Here is a 21,755-nt window from a genome sequence, read left to right on the forward strand (position 1 = left end):
CCTCCCTTTATTGAAGCTTGTCTTTATTGCAGTCTGCCTCTACTGAAGCTTGTCTCCGCCGGGCTTCGATTTCATCGGAATGATCTTCGTGACGAACTTGTGCACCATCGCCGATTCCTTGGTCAGGAAAGGTCCGAGTACGGCCAGGATCAAAACGTAAATCGCCGCGAAAGGCTGAAGAATCGCCATCAATCCGCCGGCCGCGCCCAGATTCGCCATGATAATGGAAAATTCGCCGCGCGATACGATCGTTAAGCCGACGTTGGACGAAGCTTTGGGCGACAAATTGCCCGTGCGCCCAGCCAGCATGCCCGCCGTGTAGTTGCCGATGATCGTCAGAATGACCGCGCCGATCGCAAGCCATACCGCGCTGCCTTTGAGGCTGAGCGGATCGATCGTCAAGCCGAAGCTGAAGAAGAACAAAGCGCCGAAGAAATCGCGGAACGGCAGAATCGCTTTTTCGATCCGGTGCATATGCTTCGTCTCCGCCAATACGAGGCCGACGAGCAGGGCGCCGATCGCTTCCGCCACGTGGATCGTTTCGGAGAAGCCGGCTACGAGGAACAGCATCGCGAACACCGTCGTCAAAAAGACTTCGTTCGAAGAAATGCCGAGCAGTTTGTTCAGCACCGGCACGAGCAGTCTGCCGACGACCAGCACGAGCAGCATGTATCCGAGCGCGATGCCCGCGGACAGCAGGATGCCGCCGAGCGTGGTCGCTCCGCTGAGCAGAAGACCGGACAAGATGGACAGGTACACGGCGAGGAACACGTCCTCGAACATGATGATGCCCAGAATCATTTCCGTCTCCGGGTTGGCCGTCCGTCTCAGGTCGACGAGAACCTTGGCCACGATGGCGCTGGACGAAATGGTCGTAACCCCCGCGATAACGAGCGTTTCGAGAATCGGAAAACCGCAGATAAAGCCGTACAGCAGTCCGAGCGTGAAATTGATGCCGATATAAATGGAACCGCCGATTGCGATCGACTTGCCGGCTTTGGCCAGGCGTCCGACCGAAAATTCGAGTCCCAGATAGAACAGCAGGAAGATGACGCCGAGCCGGCCCATGAAGTTGATCAGCTCCGCGCTTTCGATAAAGCGCAGGTCGATCAACCCGAAATGCGGCGCATGCGGCCCGACGGCCATGCCGGCGAGAATGTAGAACGGAACGACGGAGAAGCGGAGCTTAACGGACAGGAACCCGGCGAGCGCGATAAGCAGTACCGCGATCCCGACTTCGAATACCATATGGTCCATTACGCCTCACCTGCTTCCAGCATCCTTTTCAACGTCTGAATGTTTTGGCGTTCTCCGGCCACGACGAGCGTCATGCCTTCGGCCAGCACGTATTCCGGTCCCGGACTTACGGTCTGCTTGTGCGACGTTTCGATAGCCGCGATCACGATCGTTCCGGTATTTTCCCGGATCTTCAAATCGCCGATCGAACGCCCGATCGCTTTCATGCCTTTTTTGAGCTTGTACCATTCGATCGACAGCTGGTCCAGCGTATGCTCGACTTTCTCGAGCGCTGTCGGCTGGTAGTTCATACCGCCCACGATGCCGCCCAACTGGCGGGCTTCGGTGTCGGTCAGCGTCATGACGCTCATCAACTCCTCCGGATCCTCCGGCGACGGACAGAACAGTTCGCGCTTGCCGTCTTCATGCAAAATCACGATGAAGCGGTCGCCTTCTTCGGTGTCGATCAGGAATTTACGCCCGATTCCCGGAAGGTCGGTTTCTCTAATGACGGACATGGTATCCCCTCCTTAACCTGTAAAATGCGGACCGGGTAAAAAGAACCGCCCAAAACGAAAAGAGGCTCTTTTTCCGAGTCTCCCCCTACTCTACGGCCCGCAATCGAAAAGGTTTCAAAAAAAGGCGATTTATTTTCGTTTTTTGTTCTTTTGGGCTTAAAAAGCACTAAACATAAACAAAACCCGTCATTTGCTCCCGCTTGCTGCGCAGGATGTCAAATAACGGGTCTTTAAGCTCTTATTTAATAAAATCGGAACGACATCGAGCCGGCTTGCGGACGCTTATCAGCCTTTGATCAGGTTGAACACTTCGACGTCTTCCAGGCGGCCGCGGCCGTTCAGCTCTTCCAGTTCGATCAGGAAAGCCGCGCCGACAACGTTGCCGCCGAGCTGGCGAACGAGGCTGACGGACGTGGCGATCGTGCCGCCGGTCGCGAGCAGATCGTCCGCGATCAGAACGTTTTGCCCTTCTTTGACAGCGTCGATATGCATAGCGAGCGTGTCTTTGCCGTATTCGAGATCGTATTCGATTTCAACGGTCTGGTAAGGCAGTTTGCCGACTTTGCGAATCGGCACGAAGCCGACGCCGAGCGCGTAAGCCAGCGGCGCGCCGACGACGAATCCGCGTGCTTCCGGTCCGGCGATCAGGTCGATTTGCAGATGTTCGACCTGTTTCTTCAGAGCGTCGATCGCCTCGCGATACGCCGGTCCGTTGCCGAGCAGGGTCGTGATGTCTTTAAAGCTGATGCCCGGTTTCGGAAAATCGGGAATCACGCGAATATGTTCGTTAAAATCCAAATCAATCTCCTCCTAAGTCTGGTTTCCCGGATGGGACGGCGAAAGAACGGCTTCCGCCCTCTTACACCGAAAAAGATAAAGCCGCGTCCGGATTTGCGGCACGGACCGCCTGCATCCGCTGCGCAAGCCAGATGCCGATGTCCTCGCCCGGACCGAGCAGCCGGCGTTCCAGCGCTTCGGCTTCCTGCAGCGTGCGATAGGCCGCGGCCGAATCGAGCGCCGCCTTGGGCGGGCTCGGATTCGCGGTCACGGAACCTTCGGCCCGGACGATGAACCGCAGTTCTTCGAAGACGTCCAGCGTCATGCGAATCATGCGCGGCGAACAGCCGGACGTCCGGCACAGCCGCTGGACCAACTGCCGACCGTCCACGGGCTCGGCCGCGGCTTTGCGCAGCTCGACGTAGATGGTCTTGATCCGCTCCCGGCTCGGGTCACTCAGGCGTTCGGCCGAAGGGCCGCCTGCCGGATACATCAACACGATGTTTTCCAGAGCTGGGAATTGCGCCAGCATCCGTTCGAACGGTTCCGCCGTGTCCGGCAGATCCAGAACGAACAGCGTGCGCGTCTTGGCCGGGTCCGCTTCCGCATGGCCGCTTTCCGTTTCTTCAATCCCGGAATATTTATCATACAGCCAAACCGGCAGTTGCGCCAGAGTCTTATGCGAAACTTTTAGCGTCTCCGGCCGAACGGCTGCCGCGATCTGATCCGGCCCGCAGGCAAGCACGGATTCGGCTTTTTTGCGGAAGCGTTCGACGTCTTCCGCCGACGCCGTCGCCGAGCGGCGATCGAATACCTGGAACGCCGGAAGCGCAAGATCGCGCACCATCAGCTGCGGCTTGCGGCTGCCGCGCCATTCGTTGATCCCCGGTTCGGCCAGCAGATCGAGCCGGTCGCCTTCGACCACGTACTCGGCCAGGGCACCTTTGCCGAAGGCGACCGCTTCGACGACGCAGCCGTCCTGCTCGACCACGAGTTTGAGATGCGTGTTCGTCTTGCCCATCGTCAGCACGCGCTGCACTTTGACGCCCCGGAATACGAGCTGGGGAGTCGGGTTGCTCATGCCAAACGGAGCCATCCGGTCCAGTTCTTCGATGACCGGCAGCGGAATATCGGCCAGCGAGCACTCCGTCTCCGCTTCGATGACCGGCACCAGATGTTCCGGCTTCAGCACGTTCGCCGCGTAAGCGTTCAGCCCGGCTTCGAACTCGCCGATCCGGCCGCTGCCCAGGCTCATGCCCGCCGCCGCGGGATGGCCGCCGAAATGGTCCATCGTCTCTTCAACCGACAGCAGCGCTTCGTAGATGTCGAAGCCGGCGATCGAACGCGCGGAGCCTTTGCACGTTCCTTTGTCCGCGTCGATCCCGAGAATGATCGTCGGACGGTAATACCGTTCGAGAATTTTGGAAGCTACAATGCCGACGACGCCGACGTTCCAGCCTTCGCCCGCCAGCACGATCACGTTCGGCACCTCGCCCGCGTCCGCGATTTTCTTCTCCAGCAGGACGACCGCTTCGCCGACGATGTCTTCGACGTTTTTCTGCCGCTCTTTGTTAAGCAGATCCAGCACGGACGACAGATGTTCCGCCCGGTCGCGCTCTTCGGTAATGAGCAGGTCGACCGCGCGGTTGGCGTGATCCAGCCGGCCGCTCGCGTTGATGCGCGGCGCGATCGCAAACGCGATGCCGACCGAAGTCAGCTGGTCCGGCGCGCTGCCGGCAACAGCCAGCAGCGCTTCCACGCCCGGCGACGGATTTCGCCGCATCGCTTCGATGCCCCGCGAGACGAGCAGCCGGTTCTCGCCGGTCAGCGGCATCAGATCCGCGACCGTGCCGATCGCCGTCAGGTCCATCCATTCCTCCGGCGCCTCTCCCAGAAGCGCATGGGCCAGCTTGAACGCGACCCCGACTCCGGCCAGGCCTTTGTACGGATATTCGCACAGCGGCAGCTTCGGATTGACGAGGGCGAATGCCTGCGGCAGCACGGCCGGCGGTTCGTGGTGGTCGGTCACGACGACGTCGATGCCGAGCTCCGCCGCGTAAGCGATCTGATCGACGGCGCTGATCCCCGTATCGACGGTCACGATCAGCTTGACGCCTTCGGCCGCCGCTTCGTCGATCGCATGGCGGTGCAGGCCGTATCCTTCTTTGGAACGATGCGGGATATACGTTCCGAAGTCGGCGCCGAGCCGCTTCATCAGCCGGATCATGAGCGCGGTGCTCGACACCCCGTCGGCGTCGTAGTCGCCGTAGATCCAGATCCGTTCTTCGCCGTCCAGGGCGGCGCGTATACGCTGCACCGCCGCCTGCATGCCGTGCAGCAGATACGGATCGTGCAGCCCGGACAAGTCTTCGTCTCCGTCCAGGAACTCGGCCGCCGATGCCGGCTCCGTGTACCCCCGGTTCGCGAGCAGCGACGACAGCAGCGGGGACAGGTTCAGTTCTTCGCCGAGACGCTTTACCGCCTCGCGCTCCGGACTTGCGATTTTCCATTGATATTGCGAATGCAGCACAAGCTCACCTGCCTTTTCTTTTTTTGAATAGATATCGATAGCGTTAGAGCCCCGACCGGCTTCGGGCTTCAGTTCATACTTCAGTTCGGGCTTCAATCAGAATTCAGTTCGGGCTTCAAATCGAACAAACGCGGATTGCTCCGCGTTCGAATAGATGCTGAATATTCATTGCACGATCGTCGGTTCTTCGCCGCTGCTGAGCAGTTCTTCGTTCGACTTGTACGGATAACCCGTATGATACGGTTCGACCCGCACATCGACTTCGATTACCTGCACGAAGCGGTGCATGAGCAGATCGCGGGACCGCTGGGCGATCTCTTCCGCTTCCTTGACCGTCATGCGCGGATTGACGCTCAGCACCAGCTCGATGCGGACCGTTTCCAGCGACCGGACCGCTGTCAGTTCGCGCACTTCGATTACGCCGCGAACGCGCTGGACCGTTTCCACAAAAGGCTTCGGATTTTCTTCGACCTTTTTGACCGCGGCCGGCGATTGTTCCAGCACCCGCAGCATCAGGCGAAGCGCTTTGACGATCGCCACGAACGCGACCGCAATCGAAGCCGCCGAATCCGCGTACATCAGCTGCGGCCTGTCGTACAGGCTGCCCGTGATCGACAGCGCCATGCCCGCGGCCACGACCATCGAAGCGTACAGGGAAAAGCGGTGTTCGGCCGCGAAGCGGCGGGCCGCCGGACGGTCCTGGGCCGCGAGACGTCGATAGCGATGCACGAATAGGCCCTGCCCGATGATCACCGCGACGAAAAAGGCGGCAAACGCACGCGCGCCGGGTGACTGCGGTACACTGGCCGCCAGATCGTCGAAGCCCGAAATCGATACTTCGATCGCCCCGACCAGAATCAGCGCGGCGAACAGGATGCGCACGACCGGCACCGACAAGCCTTTTCCTCCGCGCGGGCTGCGCACGGCGTCGGAAGCGGAGTTCAGCGCGTCGGCCAGCAGCGCCGGGCTTCCTCCCATCCATCCCCCGATGCCTTTGATCAGTGCCGCGGCACCCAGTATGCAGGCATCGGTCCAACCTGAAGCTTTCCCGCCGCGTTGTTGACGGACCGCCATAAGCATTCCCCTCTCGTATTGAATCGGACACAGCCGCGCCGATCTGTGCGGAGCCTGTTACACAAGAAAAGCCGCGCCTCGAATACGGGACGCGGCTTTACGGCACTGCCGTAACAATCTTAGTTCGTCGCTTTGGATGGAGCGGCCGCGGACGGCTTCTTCTTGCTTCTGAGCGCCAGCCACAGCGGGCTTGCGATAAAGATCGAAGAATACGTACCGAACAGCAGGCCGATGACCATCGCCAGCGAGAACATGCGAATCGACTCGCTGCCCATGACGAGCAGGGCAAATGCCGCGATGAAGACGGTGAATACGGTACCGAGCGAGCGGATCATCGTCTGCGAAATGCTTCGGTTGACGAGTTCTTCCAGATCGCCGCGCGTCTGCTTTTTGGCAAAGCGCAGGTTTTCCCGGATTCGGTCAAAAATAACGATCGTATCGTTGATCGAGAAACCGATGATGGTCAGGATCGCCACGATGAACGTCAGGTTGACTTCAAGCCGCAGGATCGAGAACACGCTGATAACGAGAAAAGCATCATGCAGCAGAGCCACGATCGCCGACAAGGCAAAGCGCCACTCGAAACGGATCGTGACGTAAATCATGATGCCGATACTGGCTACGGCGATCGCCAGCAGCGCATTGCGCTCCAGTTCCTTCGCCATTTCCGTATCGACCGTGTTGATTTCGTAAGATGCTTTAGGATCGATCTGGCTGTTGAATGTGGATTGCAAAGATTTGACCTGGTCGTCCGTCAGCACTTCCGGGAAACGGATATTGACGCGATCGCTGCCCGCGGTAATGGTCGCTTCCGCATCGAGTTTGGCGTCGCTGACGACTTTCTCGACTTCTGCCTGGCTAACGACTTTGGATACCGCAATATCCACGTTCGAGCCGGAACGGAAATCGACGCCGTAGTTCAAGCCGAACACCGAAAGACTGATAATGCCGGCGAGCGTCACAATCAAAGAGAACATATAGAAAAATTTGCTCTTTTTTACAAAGTTGAAATTCCAGTTCGAATGGTTCGATTGATTTTTAGAGCTCACGAATTTCACTCCCCTTCACTCCGAAATACCCCGGCTTCTTCAAGGATTTCGCCTTAACGAGCAGAGAGAGCAGGAATCGGGACAGGAAGACGTTCGTAATGATGCTGGTCACGATATCGATCATCAGGACGAGCGCGAAGCCCCGAACCGATCCCGTACCGAGCCAGAACATGACGGCGCCTGCAATCAAGGTTGTAATCTGGGCATCCATGACGGTGCGGAACGAACTTTTGCTGCCGGCGCGGAACGCCGACAAAATGCTTTTTCCGCTGCGCAGTTCTTCCTTGATCCGTTCATAGGTGATGACGTTGGCGTCGACTGCCATCCCGATCCCCAATATGAAGGCCGCGATGCCCGGGAGGGTCAGCGTAATATCGGCCCAGATAAAGACCAGAATCGTGCCCCATGTATGAATGATCAGGCAGAATGCCGCAATCAGACCCGGAATCCGGTACATGAACATCATGAAGATCAAGATGATGATCGAACCGACGATGCCGGCCCGAAGCGTCTGGTCCAGCGACATCTGTCCGAGCGTCGCTCCCACGCTCTGGGAGTATTTCTCGGTCAGCTGCAGCGGCAGCGCGCCCAGGTTGATCGTATCACGCAGGTTCTGCGCTTCTTCGCGCGAATAATCACCCGAGATTTGCGCCGTTCCGCCGGTGATGCGATCCCGCACGACCGGAGCCGACAACAGTTCGTCGTCCAGGAAGATCGCCATAGGCTGTCCGATCAATCTGCCGGTCACTTCCGCAAACTTGTCCGGGTCGTTGAGTTCGATCGAAATCATCGGTTCGTTCAACGAAGTGTACTGGACCGAAGCGCCGTTCGGCTTGAAGTCCTGGCCGGTCAGCTCGATCTTGTCGTACCCCTGGAACGGATCGGCTTTCGCAGCGTCGGTCTCAGTGCCGGCTGCTTTGTCGGTACCCGTCGCTTCGTCCGTACCGGCTGCCTTGTCGGTACCGGTCGTTTCGTCCGTGCCGGCCGCTTTGTCGGTACCGGTCGTTTCGTCCGTACCGGTTCCTGCGGCGGCATCGGTCTTCGTGTCTTCCTCGGCCGGAGCCGCTTTGTCCGTACCGGCTGCCGCATCCGCGGGATCGGTCTTTTCCAAAGCGGCTTCGTCTTCGGCTGCCGCGCCGGTGTCACCCGCCGCGCCGGTCTCCGAAGCGTTGCCCATACTGCGGAACGTCAGGTTGGCGGGTTCTTTGATGCGTTCCCTCACGGCCATTTCGTCCGTGACGCCGGCGATTCTGAGACGGATCCGGTTCGTGCCTTCGGTCGTAATCTCGGGCTCGCTTCCCCCAAGGGCGTCTACGCGTTTTTCAAGACTCTTGGCCGTTTCGGTCAGGGACTCTCGGGTGACTTCTGCTCCGCCCGTCATTGGCGACGCCTCGTACAGAATCTCGAAGCCGCCTTTTAAGTCCAGTCCCAGTCGAACCGAATTCAACAGGTTAGGCGTACTCCAGACCATGACCCCGATCGAGACGAGCACGATCACAATGAAACTGACAATTCTCTTCATGCCGTTTCTGGTTCCCCCTTTTTTCTCAATATTCCCATTATAGCGACGCCGGAAAATGGAGTCAATGAAGCAAAATTAAAGACTCTCCTTTAGGAAAAGGGAGCCTCTTTCAGCGCCGCCATCGTTAGGTGGTTCATCAGCCCGTCTACACGGAGCGTCAGAATGTCGTTCACGATCTGATGCAGCGGCGGATCGACCTTGCCCGCATACCTTTTATTGACGCAGCGCCACACGTCTTCCCAGGTCGCCCGTTCGTATCCGAGGAAATGAAATTCGTCGGCTTTGCGCCGGCAAAGCTCGATTACGGCTTCCGTCAAGTCTTCTCCGGTCAGTTCTTCCGCCGGGGGCTCCTGCCGGTTCAACTGCTCGTCTGTCATGAATGTCCTCCTTGTGTACGGTCTTTCGCCGAACAGGATACGCGCTTGCCGCGCCCGAACTCGGGCGGTCGGCGTCTATGCTTCTTTCGACGCCGACCTTCCCCTTTCCTGCCGCAGACGGGCAAAAGAAGCGCAGGCCTTACAGGATATGAGCGTACAGATACCAGCCTCCCGCCCCGAGCGCCAGCAGCGTGAGCGGGAACGCGACGACCAAGTAGGAGAAATAGGAGAAGCGGTATCCTTCTTTCTGCGCGAGTCCCGCCGCCAGTACACCCGCGACCGAACCGACCAGCGTACCGCTCGAACCGATGCCGCAGCCGAGCGCAAGCGCCCACCACAGCGGATTCAGATCGGACGGCCGCACCACTTCCATTTGCAGCCCGATCGTCTGCACGAGCGGAATGGCCGCGGCCGTCAGCGGAACGGGGTCGAGCACGGCCGACAGCAGACCCGACACCGCGAACAGCACAAGCGCCGTCAACGATTTGTTCTCGTTCGTCAGCTCCAATAGCCGCGTCGCGATCTCGCCCGTAATCCCCGTCTCGACCAGGCCGCCGGCCAATATGTAGAAACCGATCAGCACGCCGGGCGTTTTGAAATCCATCCGTTCGCGGATCTGCCGGGCTTCGCCCGCGGAGCGCACATTGACGAGCAGCATGAGCAGGGCCGCGTATACGGCGATCGCTCCGCTGCTCAAGCGCAAATGCTCCTGCCCCAGCAGTCCGGCGACCAACAGGATCAGTACGCCCAGCGACAGCAGCGCCCGGGGACGATCACTCACATCAAGCGACGGTTCCATCGCTTGAATCTCGGCTCTACGGCTTGCTCCGCCGCGCATTTCCCGGCGAAAGATGACCATCAGCAGCACGAGATGCACGAACAGCAGCGACAGCCCGGGGATCCACAAGTGCGCGGCGAACGCCCGCGTATCGAGCTCCGCGGCGGAACCGATCATCATATTCGGCACGCTGCCGACAAGCGTCGTCATCCCGCCCAGATTGCAGGCGATCACGCTCATGATCAGCAGCGGCACCGGACCGATCCGCAGCGTGCGCCCGAGCCGCAGGATCAGCGGCGCGAGCAGCAGCAGGGCCGGACCGCTGCCCAGCAGCGCGGAAGCAGCCGCGGCCGACAGCGTGACCGCCGCCAGAATCGCCGGCAGGCTGCCGCGGCACAAGCGGATCAGCTTGAGCGCCGCAAACTGCACGATTCCGCTGCGGTCGGCCGCCGCTGCGGTCACGGTCATGCCCAGAAGCAGCAGCAGGGCATTCCATAGAATATGATGCGTCAGCGCGGCATTCCAGTCGACGATGCCCATGACCAACAGCAGAAGCGCGCCGACACCGGCCGCCAAACTCCCGTTTATCTTTTCCGTTACGACCAGCACATAGACGATCGCGAACACGGCTGCCGCCGTATAGACCGGCCAAAATGCGGTATCGAATGCGGAAATCATGCGTTCACTTCCTTTCGAGCTTTGCCTTGAGCCTCGGGTTGGATCGGACCCGATCTTGTCCCGCTATCTATATAGAGTGTATCTGCGCGGGAAGGTTTCGGTCCGGCCGGCAATTTAAAGGTTCTCAAAAAAAGAAACTGCCGGAGAACGGAGTGATCCGTTCGGCGGCAGCTGCGGGGAAAGGCCGAAGCGGTCCACCCCCGCCGGCGCTTCCTTGTTCGATTAAGCTTACTTTTTTCTTAGCTTACTTTTCTCTTAACTTACTTTTTTCTTAGCTTACTTTTTGTCGAGGCTGAGGCCGGAACCCGCAGTCGTGACATGGCTGATCGCGCTGCGATCGAAAGTCAGCTTCGTGACGTCGTTTACGCGAACGACCGCGATATCGCTGGTGATTTCGAGGATCGTGCCGTGCAGGCCGCCGATCGTGACGATCTTGTCGCCTTTTTTGAGCTGGCCGAGCATGGCGTTGCGCTGTTTTTGTTTTTTCTGCTGCGGACGGATCAGCAGGAAGTAGAAGATGGCGATCATGAACACGAAAGGCACGATGGTCATGAGCAGTCCGCCGCCCGATCCGGCAGCAGCCGTAAGCGTTGTAGATGGAAACATGGTGAATCCCCCTTATTGTGCGAATGGCCGTACGACGAATCGTACTGGACCCGTGGGGCGTTTAGAACCCTTTATCATTAGCGTGCATGCCGTACTGCTCGAAAAATTCGTCGCGGAAATCCAACAGACGGTCTTCGCGGATCGCTTGCCGAACGCCGCGCATCAATTCGAGCAGGAAGTGGAGGTTGTGATAAGTGGTCAGCCGGAGGCCGAACGTCTCGTCCGCCTTGATCAGGTGACGCAGGTACGCCCGGGAATAGTTCCGGCAGGTATAGCAATCGCAGTTCGGATCGAGAGGACCGAAGTCTCTCGCGTACTGGGCATTGCGTACAACTACCCGGCCCTGGCTTGTCATCGTCGTTCCGTTACGCGCTATGCGCGTAGGCAGCACGCAGTCGAACATGTCGACTCCGCGAATGGCGCCTTCGAGCAGAGCATCCGGCGAACCGACGCCCATCAAATAACGGGGTTTGTTCGCCGGGAGCAGCGGTACCGTATACTCCAGCACTTCATACATCAGATGTTTCGGTTCTCCCACACTCAGTCCACCAATAGCATACCCCGGGAAATCCATCGAAGTCAAATCAGCCGCGCTCTGGCGCCGCAGATCTTCGTGCATGCCGCCCTGAACGATCGCGAACAGGCCTTGATCCTGCGGACGCGCATGAGCTTCGAGGCAGCGTTCCGCCCATCTCGACGTCCGTTCGAGCGAACGTTTGAGATACGCATGTTCCGCCGGGTAAGGCGGGCATTCGTCGAACGCCATCATGATGTCCGAACCGAGCGCGTTCTGAATGTTCATCGCCACTTCCGGCGACAGGAACAGCTTGTCTCCGTTAATGTGGGAACGGAAGTTGACGCCTTCTTCGGTAATCTTGCGCATCTCCGCCAGGCTGAACACCTGGAAGCCGCCGCTGTCCGTCAGAATCGGGCGATCCCAATTCATGAATTTGTGCAGGCCGCCGGCTTCGCGGATAATGTCGTGTCCCGGACGCAGGAACAGGTGATACGTGTTGCTCAGAATGATGTGCGCGTCCATTTGCTTGAGTTCTTCCGGGCTCATCGTTTTGACGGTGGCCAACGTGCCGACCGGCATGAACGTCGGCGTATCGATGATGCCGTGCGGCGTGTGCACGCGGCCGAGCCGCGCGCCCGACTGCTTGCAGGTTTTGATAGGTTCGTAACGGATTGCTGATGTCATCGGATCGTTCCTTTGCAAGAAAATTTAATAGATAAACATGGCGTCGCCGAAGCTGAAAAAGCGGTACTCCCGCTCTACCGCTTCCCGGTAGGCCGCAAGTACGCGGTCCCGTCCGGCAAGCGCGCTGACGAGCATGACAAGCGTCGACTTGGGCAGATGGAAATTCGTGATGAGCGCGTCGACGATTTTGAAGTCCTGGCCCGGATACAGGAAGATCTGCGTCCATCCGCTGTCGGCGCCGAGGCGTCCCTGGTCGTCCAGGGTGCGCCTTGCCGCCGATTCGAGCGTCCGCGTCGACGTGGTGCCGACCGAGATCACCCGGCCGCCGCGTGCGCGGGTCCGGTTGATCAATTCGGCCGTTTCCGCCGAAAGTTCGTAATATTCTTCGTGCATGACATGTTCTTCGACGTTCTCCACCGAGACCGGACGGAAAGTGCCCAGTCCCACGTGCAGCGTCACGAAGCCGATCTCCACGCCTTTGGCGCGCAGCCGATCCAGCAGTTCTTCGGTAAAATGCAGGCCGGCCGTCGGAGCCGCGGCCGAGCCTTCGTGCTTGGCATAGACCGTCTGATAGCGTTCCCGGTCGTCCAACCGTTCCTTGATATAAGGCGGAAGCGGCATTTCGCCGAGACGGTCGAGAATTTCCTGGAAGATGCCTTCATAACGGAACTCGATGATCCGGGCGCCCATATCGCCTTCTTCCAGCACGACCGCTTCCAGTTCGTCGCCGAAACGCAGCACCGAACCGACTTTCGCTTTTTTGCCGGGCTTCGCCAGCGTCTCCCACCGGTCGCCTTCGATATTTTTGAGCAGCAGCAGTTCGATCCGCGCTCCCGTCTCCGGCTTGATCCCGTGCAGGCGCGCCGGCATGACGCGGGTGTCGTTAAGGATCAGCGTATCGCCCGGATGCAGCATGTCCAATATATCGTAAAAATGCGCATGCGCCATCTCGCCCGTACGTTTGTCCAGCGTCAGCAGCCGCGAAGACGACCGCTCGGCGAGCGGCGTCTGCGCGATCAGGCGCTCGGGCAGTTCAAAATCGTAATCTTCTACATTCATGGAGTCTTCAGTCCTTAACGAGTTCTACGTTATTGTAATAGCGAAGCAGGATGTCTTCGTAACTTTGTCCCTGGTCGGCCAGTCCTTTCGCTCCCCATTGGGAGAGGCCGAGACCGTGGCCGTTGCCGCGGCCGACGAAAAAGAATCCGGTGCCCGACGTCACCGCGGACGTATTGCTGCCGACCGCCGCGAGGCTGCGGCTGATCGTGCCCGTTTTCGCGGAAGCGCCGATCTTGAGCTGCGCCGATCTTGAGCTGCCGGAAGCCGTCGCCGAAGTGATCGCCGTGTAGGCATCCGCCGACACGACGTCGAACAGCGTGCTCGGCAGCCCGCTGAACGCGGTCCGGAACATGTCCGGATATTTCACGTCGACTTTGGTACCGTTCACTTTCACTTCCGTCGCCCGGCCCGAAGGGCCGCGCTGGCTGACCTGAATCGTCTGGATCGTCGTCGGCAGCTTCGTCGTCGTGCGCCCTTTGAGCGAAGTCAGCAGTTGGGACGACGTATACGGCCCGCGAATCCATTCGTACGTATTCGATTCGCTAACGACTTCCAGCACGAGCGCTTCGTCGCCCGGATTCATTTTCGACAGTTCCGACACGCTGCTCTGAATCATCGGCAGCGGACGCACTTTCGTGCTCGGGGCCGTCACCGTCATTTTGCGGAAGCCGGTCGCGTCGGTCCCTTTGTCTTTGACGTTATCTTCGCGCACGTAGCCGACCGTTCCGTTGGCCAGGGCGACGTGATACCATTTTTTGAGATTGGCCGCCGCCGCGCTGTCCGATTCGGACGGAACGCTGGAGAACAGGCTGCCGCCCCCGCTGTTCCATACTTCGACCGGATCGGAAGTGACGCCGCCCGCATTGGAAGAAAACAGCGCTTCGACCGGCTTGCCGTTCTGCTCGAGAATCTCGCCGTTCGTCGCGTCGACGGCCGCGTTGACCGTCTTGCTCTCGGAAGCGATGCCGTTATACGCCTGGCTCAACGTGGAGTCGACGACGTCGGCCACTTTGAACTTGGTCGTCGTCTGCGTCTGCACCGTCGCGTAGCTGCGCGCCGCCACGGCCTGCGCCTTGAGCGATTCCGCCGGCCACGAAGCCGGAACTTCCGAACCGACGACCGAATAGAGATACTGCTCCATCGGCAGCTCGTTCACCAGGTACAGCTGGCTGCCGTAGACGCCGATTTCGAGGCCGCCGCGGTAAGAACGCTTCGAACGCTCTTCGACGCGGATGCCGCTCTCCGCCGTGCCGTCGACCCACAACCGGTCTTTTTCCCCGAGCGTCAACAGATACAGCGGGGAAGCCGTGCCGGCCGCAAGGCCCGCCGTAGCGTCGCTGCGCAGCGCGATCGACGCCGAAGCGGAGTCCGGCGCAGCCGGCAGCGCGCCGCCGAGTGCGCCGGAAGCCGCGGCTTTGATCGCGTCGAGAGCGGCCGACGACGTTTCTTCGCCGATGCGGACGCTGTAGACGGCTTTGCCGGCGGCGTCGCTCGATACGGCGACGACTCCGTCCAAGCCGGCATCCAGCGCTTTTTGCAGCGCCGGGGCAGCTGCGCCGAGGGATGCGTAACTGCCCGCGTTCAGCGAGAAGGAACCGGTCGCTTTGGGCGAGAGTCCGGCGATCCCCTTGACGGCCGGACTAGCGGACAGGCGCGCCGCCGCGTCGGCTGCCGCTTTGTCGCTTGCGTACGGACCGGCGTACAGCTGATACACGTCCCGTCCGCCGCGGCTGATCTTGTAGACGGACACTTTGTCGGAACCGGACTTCAGCTTGGACGCAACCGAAGAGACCGCCTGAAGATCGGAGCTTTCGCCCAGTTTGACTTTGGCGCCGTCAAGCGCGAAAGCCGCTGCGCTGCCGGCTGCGATCGAGAACCCTTTGGCGTACCCGTTGCCTGTTCTCAGTCCGAATGCCACGGTGCTTTCCGGCGTAAGGGTAATCTTCTGCGTCGTTTGCTTGTACGTGCTCCCCAAATTCAGGAACAATCCTACCCGTACCGCGTTATCGGCTTCGGCCGCATGGGCCGGTGCGCTCAGCGGCAGGCAGGATAGGGCGACGGCCGCTGCCAGCAGCGGTTTCCCCCATTTGAGGGGCTTGGCGTTCGAGCGTTGCTTGATCATGCTTGCGTTCCTCCTTGTGGATCGGGGCCTCTTCATCGGTCGAGGCGAATTATTTTCCGTCTTCCGGCATCGGCAGTCCCAGATGGGCGTAAGCCTGGGCAGTCACAACGCGGCCTCTCGGCGTGCGCTGGATGAATCCGCTTTGCAGCAAATAAGGCTCATACACGTCTTCGATGGTCTGGCTCTCCTCGCCGATCGTCGCGGCGATCGTATCAAGCCCGACCGGTCCCCCGCGAAAACTTTGAATCATCGAGCGCAGCATCTTATGGTCGATGCTGTCGAGTCCGCGCGGATCGACCTGCAAGCGCGACAGCGCCTCGGCCGCGATCTCGGGCGTAATAATCCCGTCTCCGCGCACCTGAGCGAAGTCCCGCACGCGCTTGAGCAGCCGGTTCGCGATCCGCGGCGTTCCCCGGGCGCGCAGCGCGATCTCTTCGGCCGCATCGCCGATGATCTCGACGTTCAGCGTATCAGCGTTGCGCGAGACGATAAAGGCGAGGTCTTCGACGCCGTAGAATTCGAGCCGGCTCACGACGCCGAAGCGATCGCGCAGCGGCGCGGACAGCAGTCCCGCGCGCGTCGTCGCGCCGATCAGCGTGAACGGCGGCAGATCGAGCCGCACGGAACGCGCGCTCGGACCTTTGCCGATCATAATATCGAGCGCGGAATCTTCCATCGCCGGGTACATCACTTCTTCGACGGTCCGGTGCAGCCGGTGAATCTCGTCGATAAACAGCACGTCGCCTTCCTGCAGATTCGTCAGCAGCGCCGCCAAATCACCGGGACGTTCGATCGCCGGTCCCGACGTCGTGCGCAGGTTCACGCCGAGCTCGTTCGCGATAATGTTCGCGAGCGTCGTTTTGCCGAGTCCCGGAGGTCCGTACAGCAGCACGTGATCGAGCGCTTCCCCCCGCATTTTGGCCGCTTCGATATATACTTTCAGGTTTTCCTTGACCTGATTCTGACCGATATATTCCGATAAATAGCGGGGACGCAGACTCAGTTCCACCGCCTGGTCTTCCATCATCAGATTGGCCGATATGATCCGGTCATCCATAAGTCCACCGTTCCTCCCCGTTTATACTGTACCGCATTTAGCCTTTGTAAAGAACCTTCAAAGCCCGTTTCATGAGCAGATCGACCGGTTCCCCCGGCTGCAGGTCTTCTTTGAGGTGCATCCAGACTTTATCCAATTCCGCTTCCGTATATCCGAGCGCTTCGAGACCTTCGCGGGCTTCTCTCCAGCCGCCGCCGTCGAGTTCCGCTTCGGCCGCGGCGTTGTTGTCGAACAATCCGCCGAGCGCGGGCGCCGCGAATCCGTCCAGCCGATCTTTGAGATCGAGCACCATGCGCTGCGCCGTCTTTTTCCCGATGCCCGGCAGTTTGATCAGGAACGTGAGGTTCTCCTGCTGGATCGCCGAGACGACTTTCTCCGGGGTTCCCCCCGCCAAAATGCCCAACGCGACTCGCGGTCCGATGCCCGATACTTCGATCAGGCGGCGGAACAGCTTTTGTTCTTCCCGCGTGGAAAAGCCGTACAGCAAAATGGCATCTTCCCGCACGCTATGATGGGTGTAGACCGTTACCGGTTCTTCTCCCTTGGCGGCAAAAGCGTAAGGGTTCGGGCAAAAGACCCGGTACCCGACGCCCTGCACGTCCACGACGATATATTCCGTTTCCAGATGAGCCACTTGCCCTCGCACAAAATCGATCATTTTCGCAATACCTCATTCAGTTTGGAATTTAGTGTGGACGAATGCGCGTGGCAGATGGCGACCGCCAAAGCGTCCGCCACGTCGTCCGGCTTCGGAATGGCCTGCAGCTTGAGGAACATGCGTACCATCTCCTGTACCTGCCGCTTTTCGGCTTTGCCGTATCCGACAATCGCCTGCTTCACCTGCATCGGTGTGTATTCGCCGATCGGCAGGCCTTTCTGATGCGCCGCCAAAATGAGCACGCCGCGAGCCTGGCTGACCGGCATCGCCGTTGACACGTTCCGGTTGAAAAACAGTTTCTCGAACGCCACTTCGTCCGGTTTGTATTTATCGATCAGCTGCACCATCGCTTCGTAGACATGCAGCAGCCGTTCTTCGTCGGGCGTGTGCGCCTCGGTCTGAATACATCCGTATTGAACGGGAACGCATTTGCTTCCCTCTTTGTCGATAAATCCGAAGCCGACGATCGCAATCCCCGGGTCGATTCCCAATATCCGCAAGTTGATCTCTCCTTTTCCCCGAAAAAGCAAACGACGGCATCGCCTTGCAGGCTATCCGCTGCGCGTCTTGTCCAGTCCGGCCCATACATTCCACCGAACATATGTATCCGTCTTTTCATTATAGCAAAAGATGAAAAAAGGAGACACCCAAAAAGGAAGTCCGCTTCTTCAATTTCGGCATCCCGGCGGCAAAATCTTTGATCGTTCAGACCACAACAAAAAAAGACTGCTTTCGAGCCGGAAATTTCCGCCTGAAAAGCAGTCTTTCTTATCCGCGTCAGAAAAGACGCTTGTTGAAAATAAAATGGCGCGCCCTGAGAGATTCGAACTCCCGGCCTTTTGATTCGTAGTCAAACGCTCTATCCAGCTGAGCTAAGGGCGCAAAAAACAATGGAGCGGACGACGGGAATCGAACCCGCGACCCTCGCCTTGGCAAGGCGATGCTCTACCGCTGAGCCACGTCCGCAAAACATTATTTAATTAAAATGGCGGAACCGACGGGATTTGAACCCGCGATCTCCTGCGTGACAGGCAGGCATGTTAACCCCTACACCACGGTTCCAGGCCAAAAGGTGAAACAATTGCGGGGGCAGGATTTGAACCTGCGACCTTCGGGTTATGAGCCCGACGAGCTACCGAGCTGCTCCACCCCGCGTCAGAGTGTATACTTACTATATCCGACTTCGTCACTAAAGTCTTCATGGTGGAGGCTGAGGGGCTCGAACCCCCGACCCTCTGCTTGTAAGGCAGATGCTCTCCCAGCTGAGCTAAGCCTCCATGTTATGACCCGTAGGGGATTCGAACCCCTGTTACCTCCGTGAAAGGGAGGTGTCTTAACCCCTTGACCAACGGGCCTCATTGTCATTCGCTTCCTGCAGGCGTCTCGCTCGTTTCAGCGTTTCGTCCGCGGCGACAAGAAATAATATACCATGCAGGCATTAGAACCGTCAACCCTTTTTGATAAAAAACTTAAAAGAATTTAAAAACGCCTCTGTAAAGCTTGCAGCCGTGCCCTTTTTTACCCGTCATACAGCCCTGTCCAAACGCTGCGGCGCAAAAAAAGCCCCCGGTCTGCCGGGAGCTTTCCAGGCCGTTTGTACAGCCCGATCCGAACGATTGCATGCTATCCGTTCTTCTCGCTAGGGTCAGTCCTTGGGATCGGCCCACAGCTTGTACAGCGCCTGGGTCCCTTTGTCGGCATAACCGGCATCGGCCAGCTTGCGGTAAAGCGATTCCGCCAGCTTCAAGCCGGGCAGCTCCAGCTTCATCTCGGCGGCCGATTCGAGGGCGATGCCCATGTCTTTAATGAAATGCTTGACGTAGAACCCCGGCTCGAAGTCGCCGTCAAGCATACGCGGCACGAGATTGCTGAGCGAAAAACTGCCGGCGGCTCCGGTCTCGATACTTTTCAGCACCTTTTTCGGATCAAGCCCTGCCTTCTCGGCATATACGATCGCTTCGGTGACGCCTATCATATTGGACGCAATCGCGATCTGGTTGCACATCTTGGTGTTTTGTCCGGCTCCCGGCCCTCCCTGAAGCACGATATTGCTGCCGAGAATCTCCAACAGCGGAAGCACCGCTTCGAAATCCGCCTGTTCCCCGCCGACCATGATCGACAGTTTGGCATTCTTGGCGCCCACGTCTCCGCCGGAGACCGGCGCGTCCAGCACATGCAGCCCTTTGCCTTGTCCCTGCTCGGCCAGACGGCGCGCGAGCAGCGGGCTGGAGGTCGTCATGTCGATCAGGTAGCTGCCTGCTTTGGCATGGGGAATCAGGCCGTCCTCGCCCGTATAGACCTGTTCCACGTCCTGCGGATAACCGAGCATCGTGACGATCACGTCGCAAGCCGCAGCCAGCTGCCCCGGCGAATCCTGCCAGACCGCCCCGCGGTCAATCAGCTCCTGCGCTTTTGACGGGGTCCGATTGTACACGTGCACCTCGTAACCTTTGTCCAAAATATGGCCGGCCATGCTTTTGCCCATGACTCCGATACCGGCGAATCCGACGATCATTTTTGCGGAATCCAAATCTATCCACCCTTTCTTTCTCGATAAAATGTCGCTCAGCAGCGAGCTTGCGGCGAAATGCCCGACTCGAACGGCTTCGCCTCTTCTCAACTTTAGCATACCCGGCAAATTTGTTTCGTTAAAAACTTGCAAAAAATAGGTAACCCTTTTATATTAGTACCAGGTACTAATGTAAAGTGCTAAAGGAGCTGACCTGCGTAATGACCCAAATTCATTCGACTGCACGCATCGCCGCTCTCGGCACTTACGTTCCCGAGCGCAGACTGACCAACGACGACCTGGAAGCGCTGGTCGAGACCAACGACGAATGGATCGTTCAGCGAACCGGCATTCGGGAAAGACGGATCGCCGGCGAGGACGAATTCACTTCGCATCTCTGCATAAGAGCTGTGGAAGATTTGCTGCGGCGTTATCCGGGCGCGCTCGAAGGCGTCGATCTGGTGTTGGCCGCCACGACAACGCCCGACTACCCTTTTCCTACCGTCTCCTGCCTCATCCAGGATGCGTTTAAGCTGCCCAACGCCGGTACGCTGGATCTGAGCGCGGCCTGCACCGGCTTTACGTACGCGCTCCATCTGGCCAACGGAATGATCACCTCGCGTATGCATCGCAAAGTGCTCGTCGTAGCCGGAGAATGCATGAGCAAAACGATCGATTACACCGACCGCAGCACCTGCATCCTGTTCGGCGACGGAGCCGGCGCGGCAGTCGTCGAATACAGCGAAGAAGGCGCCTTTCTCGCGGCCCACATGGGCAGCGACGGGAGCGGAGGCCTGCATGTGTACCGCGCCGGTATGTCCGATACGTTGAACGGACAGCCTTTGGACGGCAACGGGAAAGTCGTGCAAAACGGACGCGAAGTGTACAAATGGGCCGTTCGCACCGTTCCGGAAGGCGTTCAACAGCTGCATGCCTCCCTGCCGGAAGGCACGCCGGCGGTTGACTGGTTCATTCCCCACAGCGCCAACCTGAAAATGATCGATTCGATCTCCGAAAAAGCGGGCTTTACCAAAGACAAAACGCTAACAAGCGCCGAATATTACGGAAACACTTCAGCCGCATCGATTCCTTTGGCTCTTCAGCTCGGTATCGACGCGGGCAAAGTCAAACGGGGCGACCTGCTTGCGATGTACGGATTCGGAGCGGGACTGACCCATTTGGGGCTTGTTGTTCGATGGTGAGGGCCGCGGGCCCGTTTCGACCTGCGCTTCGTTGCCCTCCCCCTTTTCTCGATTGGAATTAAAGCATCTGGTGGAAAAAGGGGAAGGACAAAGGCGCTCCGGTTCGAAACGGGCCCGCTCCTGGGTGGGAGAAGGCCTCTCAACCCTCCAGGCGCTTGAGAGGCAAGCGGGAATGCTGTACGGTCAAGCGGGCTGTTATACGCCGCAGGGAAGAGGCAGCGGCTTCGCCGGCTGCAAGGGCGCAAAATTAAGGGCAAGGGATGAAATACTCTTTAAACAACAAAAAAGCCTTTACCGAGTAAGTGGTAAAGGCTTTTTCTCTTTGGCTTGGCGGCTTCCTACTCTCCCAGGACCCTGCGGTCCAAGTACCATCGGCGCTAGAGGGCTTAACGGTCGTGTTCGAGATGGGAACGTGTGGAACCCCTCTGCCATCACCACCAAACCTAGGCTTACGAAGTAAGCCGGAACAGGTTTTTATTTGGATTGCCGAACCCCTTCGGGCACGAGCAATTCAAATCAGCTCTGTTTTGTAACTCAAGGTTTGCACCTTGAAAACCGGATCCGAAACGATCCACTTCGCGTCATGAAGTGTTTGCCTGCGCAGTGTGCTCAACCGAAGCAGAGGCTTCCGAAGAGCCTGGCTGCGCCAGTCTATAGGATAAGCCCTCGACCGATTAGTACAGGTCAGCTACACGTATTGCTACGCTTCGACCTCCTGCCTATCTACCTCGTCGTCTCCAAGGGGTCTTACCACTTGCGTGTGGGAAATCTCATCTTGAGGGGGGCTTCACGCTTAGATGCT

The 21,755-nt window shown here is 58.8% G+C and carries 18 protein-coding genes, 6 tRNA genes and 2 rRNA genes (1 of these 26 cut by a window edge); 1 reads left to right on the plus strand and 25 read right to left on the minus strand.

Features of this window, described 5'->3' with window-relative positions; genetic code table 11:
- Positions 1-39: 39 nt before the first annotated feature.
- From FFV09_RS03800 to FFV09_RS03910, 23 genes are all read right to left on the minus strand, one after another.
- Positions 40-1,257: a cation:proton antiporter gene (locus tag FFV09_RS03800; protein ID WP_141446449.1), complete on the minus strand. Its 1,218-nt coding sequence runs from the start codon at positions 1,255-1,257 to the stop codon at positions 40-42.
- On the minus strand, positions 1,257-1,754 hold the full coding sequence (locus FFV09_RS03805) for a cation:proton antiporter regulatory subunit (RefSeq protein ID WP_141446450.1): 498 nt from the start codon (positions 1,752-1,754) through the stop codon (positions 1,257-1,259). The genes FFV09_RS03800 and FFV09_RS03805 overlap by 1 nt, the downstream gene beginning before the upstream one ends.
- 285 nt (positions 1,755-2,039) lie before the next feature.
- Positions 2,040-2,552: an adenine phosphoribosyltransferase gene (locus FFV09_RS03810; RefSeq protein ID WP_141446451.1), complete on the minus strand. Its 513-nt coding sequence runs from the start codon at positions 2,550-2,552 to the stop codon at positions 2,040-2,042.
- A 61-nt stretch (positions 2,553-2,613) separates the two neighbouring features.
- Positions 2,614-5,061, minus strand: coding sequence for a single-stranded-DNA-specific exonuclease RecJ (gene recJ, locus FFV09_RS03815; RefSeq protein WP_141446452.1), 2,448 nt, complete (start codon positions 5,059-5,061; stop codon positions 2,614-2,616).
- A 165-nt stretch (positions 5,062-5,226) separates the two neighbouring features.
- Entirely contained in the window at positions 5,227-6,135 is a 909-nt protein-coding gene (locus tag FFV09_RS03820; RefSeq protein WP_170314925.1) for a cation diffusion facilitator family transporter, read from the minus strand.
- A 119-nt stretch (positions 6,136-6,254) separates the two neighbouring features.
- Complete coding sequence (gene secF, locus FFV09_RS03825) at positions 6,255-7,112, minus strand: protein translocase subunit SecF (RefSeq protein ID WP_246098463.1); 858 nt, start codon at positions 7,110-7,112, stop codon at positions 6,255-6,257.
- Positions 7,113-7,173: 61 nt separating this feature from the next.
- Complete coding sequence (secD, locus tag FFV09_RS03830) at positions 7,174-8,706, minus strand: protein translocase subunit SecD (RefSeq protein ID WP_141446455.1); 1,533 nt, start codon at positions 8,704-8,706, stop codon at positions 7,174-7,176.
- An 89-nt stretch (positions 8,707-8,795) separates the two neighbouring features.
- Positions 8,796-9,083: a post-transcriptional regulator gene (locus FFV09_RS03835; RefSeq protein WP_141446456.1), complete on the minus strand. Its 288-nt coding sequence runs from the start codon at positions 9,081-9,083 to the stop codon at positions 8,796-8,798.
- A gap of 139 nt (positions 9,084-9,222) precedes the next feature.
- A complete protein-coding gene (locus tag FFV09_RS03840; protein ID WP_141446457.1) occupies positions 9,223-10,539 on the minus strand; it encodes an ArsB/NhaD family transporter in 1,317 nt (438 codons plus the stop codon).
- A 276-nt stretch (positions 10,540-10,815) separates the two neighbouring features.
- A complete protein-coding gene (gene yajC, locus FFV09_RS03845; protein WP_141446458.1) occupies positions 10,816-11,145 on the minus strand; it encodes a preprotein translocase subunit YajC in 330 nt (109 codons plus the stop codon).
- Between the two features lie 61 nt (positions 11,146-11,206).
- Positions 11,207-12,346, minus strand: a complete 1,140-nt coding sequence (gene tgt, locus FFV09_RS03850) for a tRNA guanosine(34) transglycosylase Tgt (RefSeq protein WP_141446459.1) — start codon at positions 12,344-12,346, stop codon at positions 11,207-11,209.
- 24 nt (positions 12,347-12,370) lie between these two features.
- Positions 12,371-13,405, minus strand: a complete 1,035-nt coding sequence (queA, locus tag FFV09_RS03855; protein WP_141446460.1) for a tRNA preQ1(34) S-adenosylmethionine ribosyltransferase-isomerase QueA — start codon at positions 13,403-13,405, stop codon at positions 12,371-12,373.
- 7 nt (positions 13,406-13,412) lie between these two features.
- Positions 13,413-15,527 carry a SpoIID/LytB domain-containing protein gene (locus FFV09_RS03860; protein WP_170314926.1) on the minus strand — a complete coding sequence of 705 codons (2,115 nt, stop codon included), beginning with the start codon at positions 15,525-15,527 and terminating at the stop codon, positions 13,413-13,415.
- A 49-nt stretch (positions 15,528-15,576) separates the two neighbouring features.
- The gene (gene ruvB, locus FFV09_RS03865; RefSeq protein WP_141446462.1) at positions 15,577-16,584 is read right to left on the minus strand and encodes a Holliday junction branch migration DNA helicase RuvB; all 1,008 of its coding nucleotides are present in this window, start codon (positions 16,582-16,584) and stop codon (positions 15,577-15,579) included.
- Positions 16,585-16,621: 37 nt separating this feature from the next.
- Positions 16,622-17,242, minus strand: a complete 621-nt coding sequence (ruvA, locus tag FFV09_RS03870) for a Holliday junction branch migration protein RuvA (RefSeq protein WP_141446463.1) — start codon at positions 17,240-17,242, stop codon at positions 16,622-16,624.
- Positions 17,239-17,742 (minus strand): crossover junction endodeoxyribonuclease RuvC, encoded by a 504-nt coding sequence (gene ruvC / locus FFV09_RS03875; protein WP_141446464.1) that lies wholly within the window; start codon positions 17,740-17,742, stop codon positions 17,239-17,241. Before ruvC ends, ruvA begins: the two co-directional genes overlap by 4 nt.
- 305 nt (positions 17,743-18,047) lie before the next feature.
- A tRNA-Arg gene (locus tag FFV09_RS03880) sits at positions 18,048-18,124 on the minus strand.
- 9 nt (positions 18,125-18,133) lie between these two features.
- Positions 18,134-18,208: transfer RNA gene (locus FFV09_RS03885), tRNA-Gly, on the minus strand.
- Positions 18,209-18,228: 20 nt separating this feature from the next.
- A tRNA-Asp gene (locus FFV09_RS03890) sits at positions 18,229-18,304 on the minus strand.
- Positions 18,305-18,323: 19 nt separating this feature from the next.
- Positions 18,324-18,397, minus strand: a tRNA-Met gene (locus FFV09_RS03895).
- Positions 18,398-18,443: 46 nt separating this feature from the next.
- Positions 18,444-18,519: transfer RNA gene (locus FFV09_RS03900), tRNA-Val, on the minus strand.
- Positions 18,520-18,525: 6 nt separating this feature from the next.
- A tRNA-Glu gene (locus tag FFV09_RS03905) sits at positions 18,526-18,597 on the minus strand.
- A 290-nt stretch (positions 18,598-18,887) separates the two neighbouring features.
- Positions 18,888-19,757: an NAD(P)-dependent oxidoreductase gene (locus FFV09_RS03910; RefSeq protein ID WP_141450320.1), complete on the minus strand. Its 870-nt coding sequence runs from the start codon at positions 19,755-19,757 to the stop codon at positions 18,888-18,890.
- 215 nt (positions 19,758-19,972) lie between these two features.
- Between FFV09_RS03910 and FFV09_RS03915 the strand changes: the two genes are divergently transcribed.
- Positions 19,973-20,953 (plus strand): ketoacyl-ACP synthase III, encoded by a 981-nt coding sequence (locus FFV09_RS03915; protein ID WP_170314927.1) that lies wholly within the window; start codon positions 19,973-19,975, stop codon positions 20,951-20,953.
- A gap of 325 nt (positions 20,954-21,278) precedes the next feature.
- On the opposite strand, the gene rrf is transcribed toward FFV09_RS03915, so the two are convergent.
- Both rrf and FFV09_RS03925 read right to left on the minus strand, forming a co-directional pair.
- A 5S ribosomal RNA gene (gene rrf / locus FFV09_RS03920) occupies positions 21,279-21,395 on the minus strand.
- Positions 21,396-21,607: 212 nt separating this feature from the next.
- Positions 21,608-21,755, minus strand: a 23S ribosomal RNA gene (locus tag FFV09_RS03925); it runs 2,786 nt beyond the window's last position.

This window comes from Saccharibacillus brassicae, from assembly GCF_006542275.1.
GTDB lineage: Bacteria > Bacillota > Bacilli > Paenibacillales > Paenibacillaceae > Saccharibacillus > Saccharibacillus brassicae.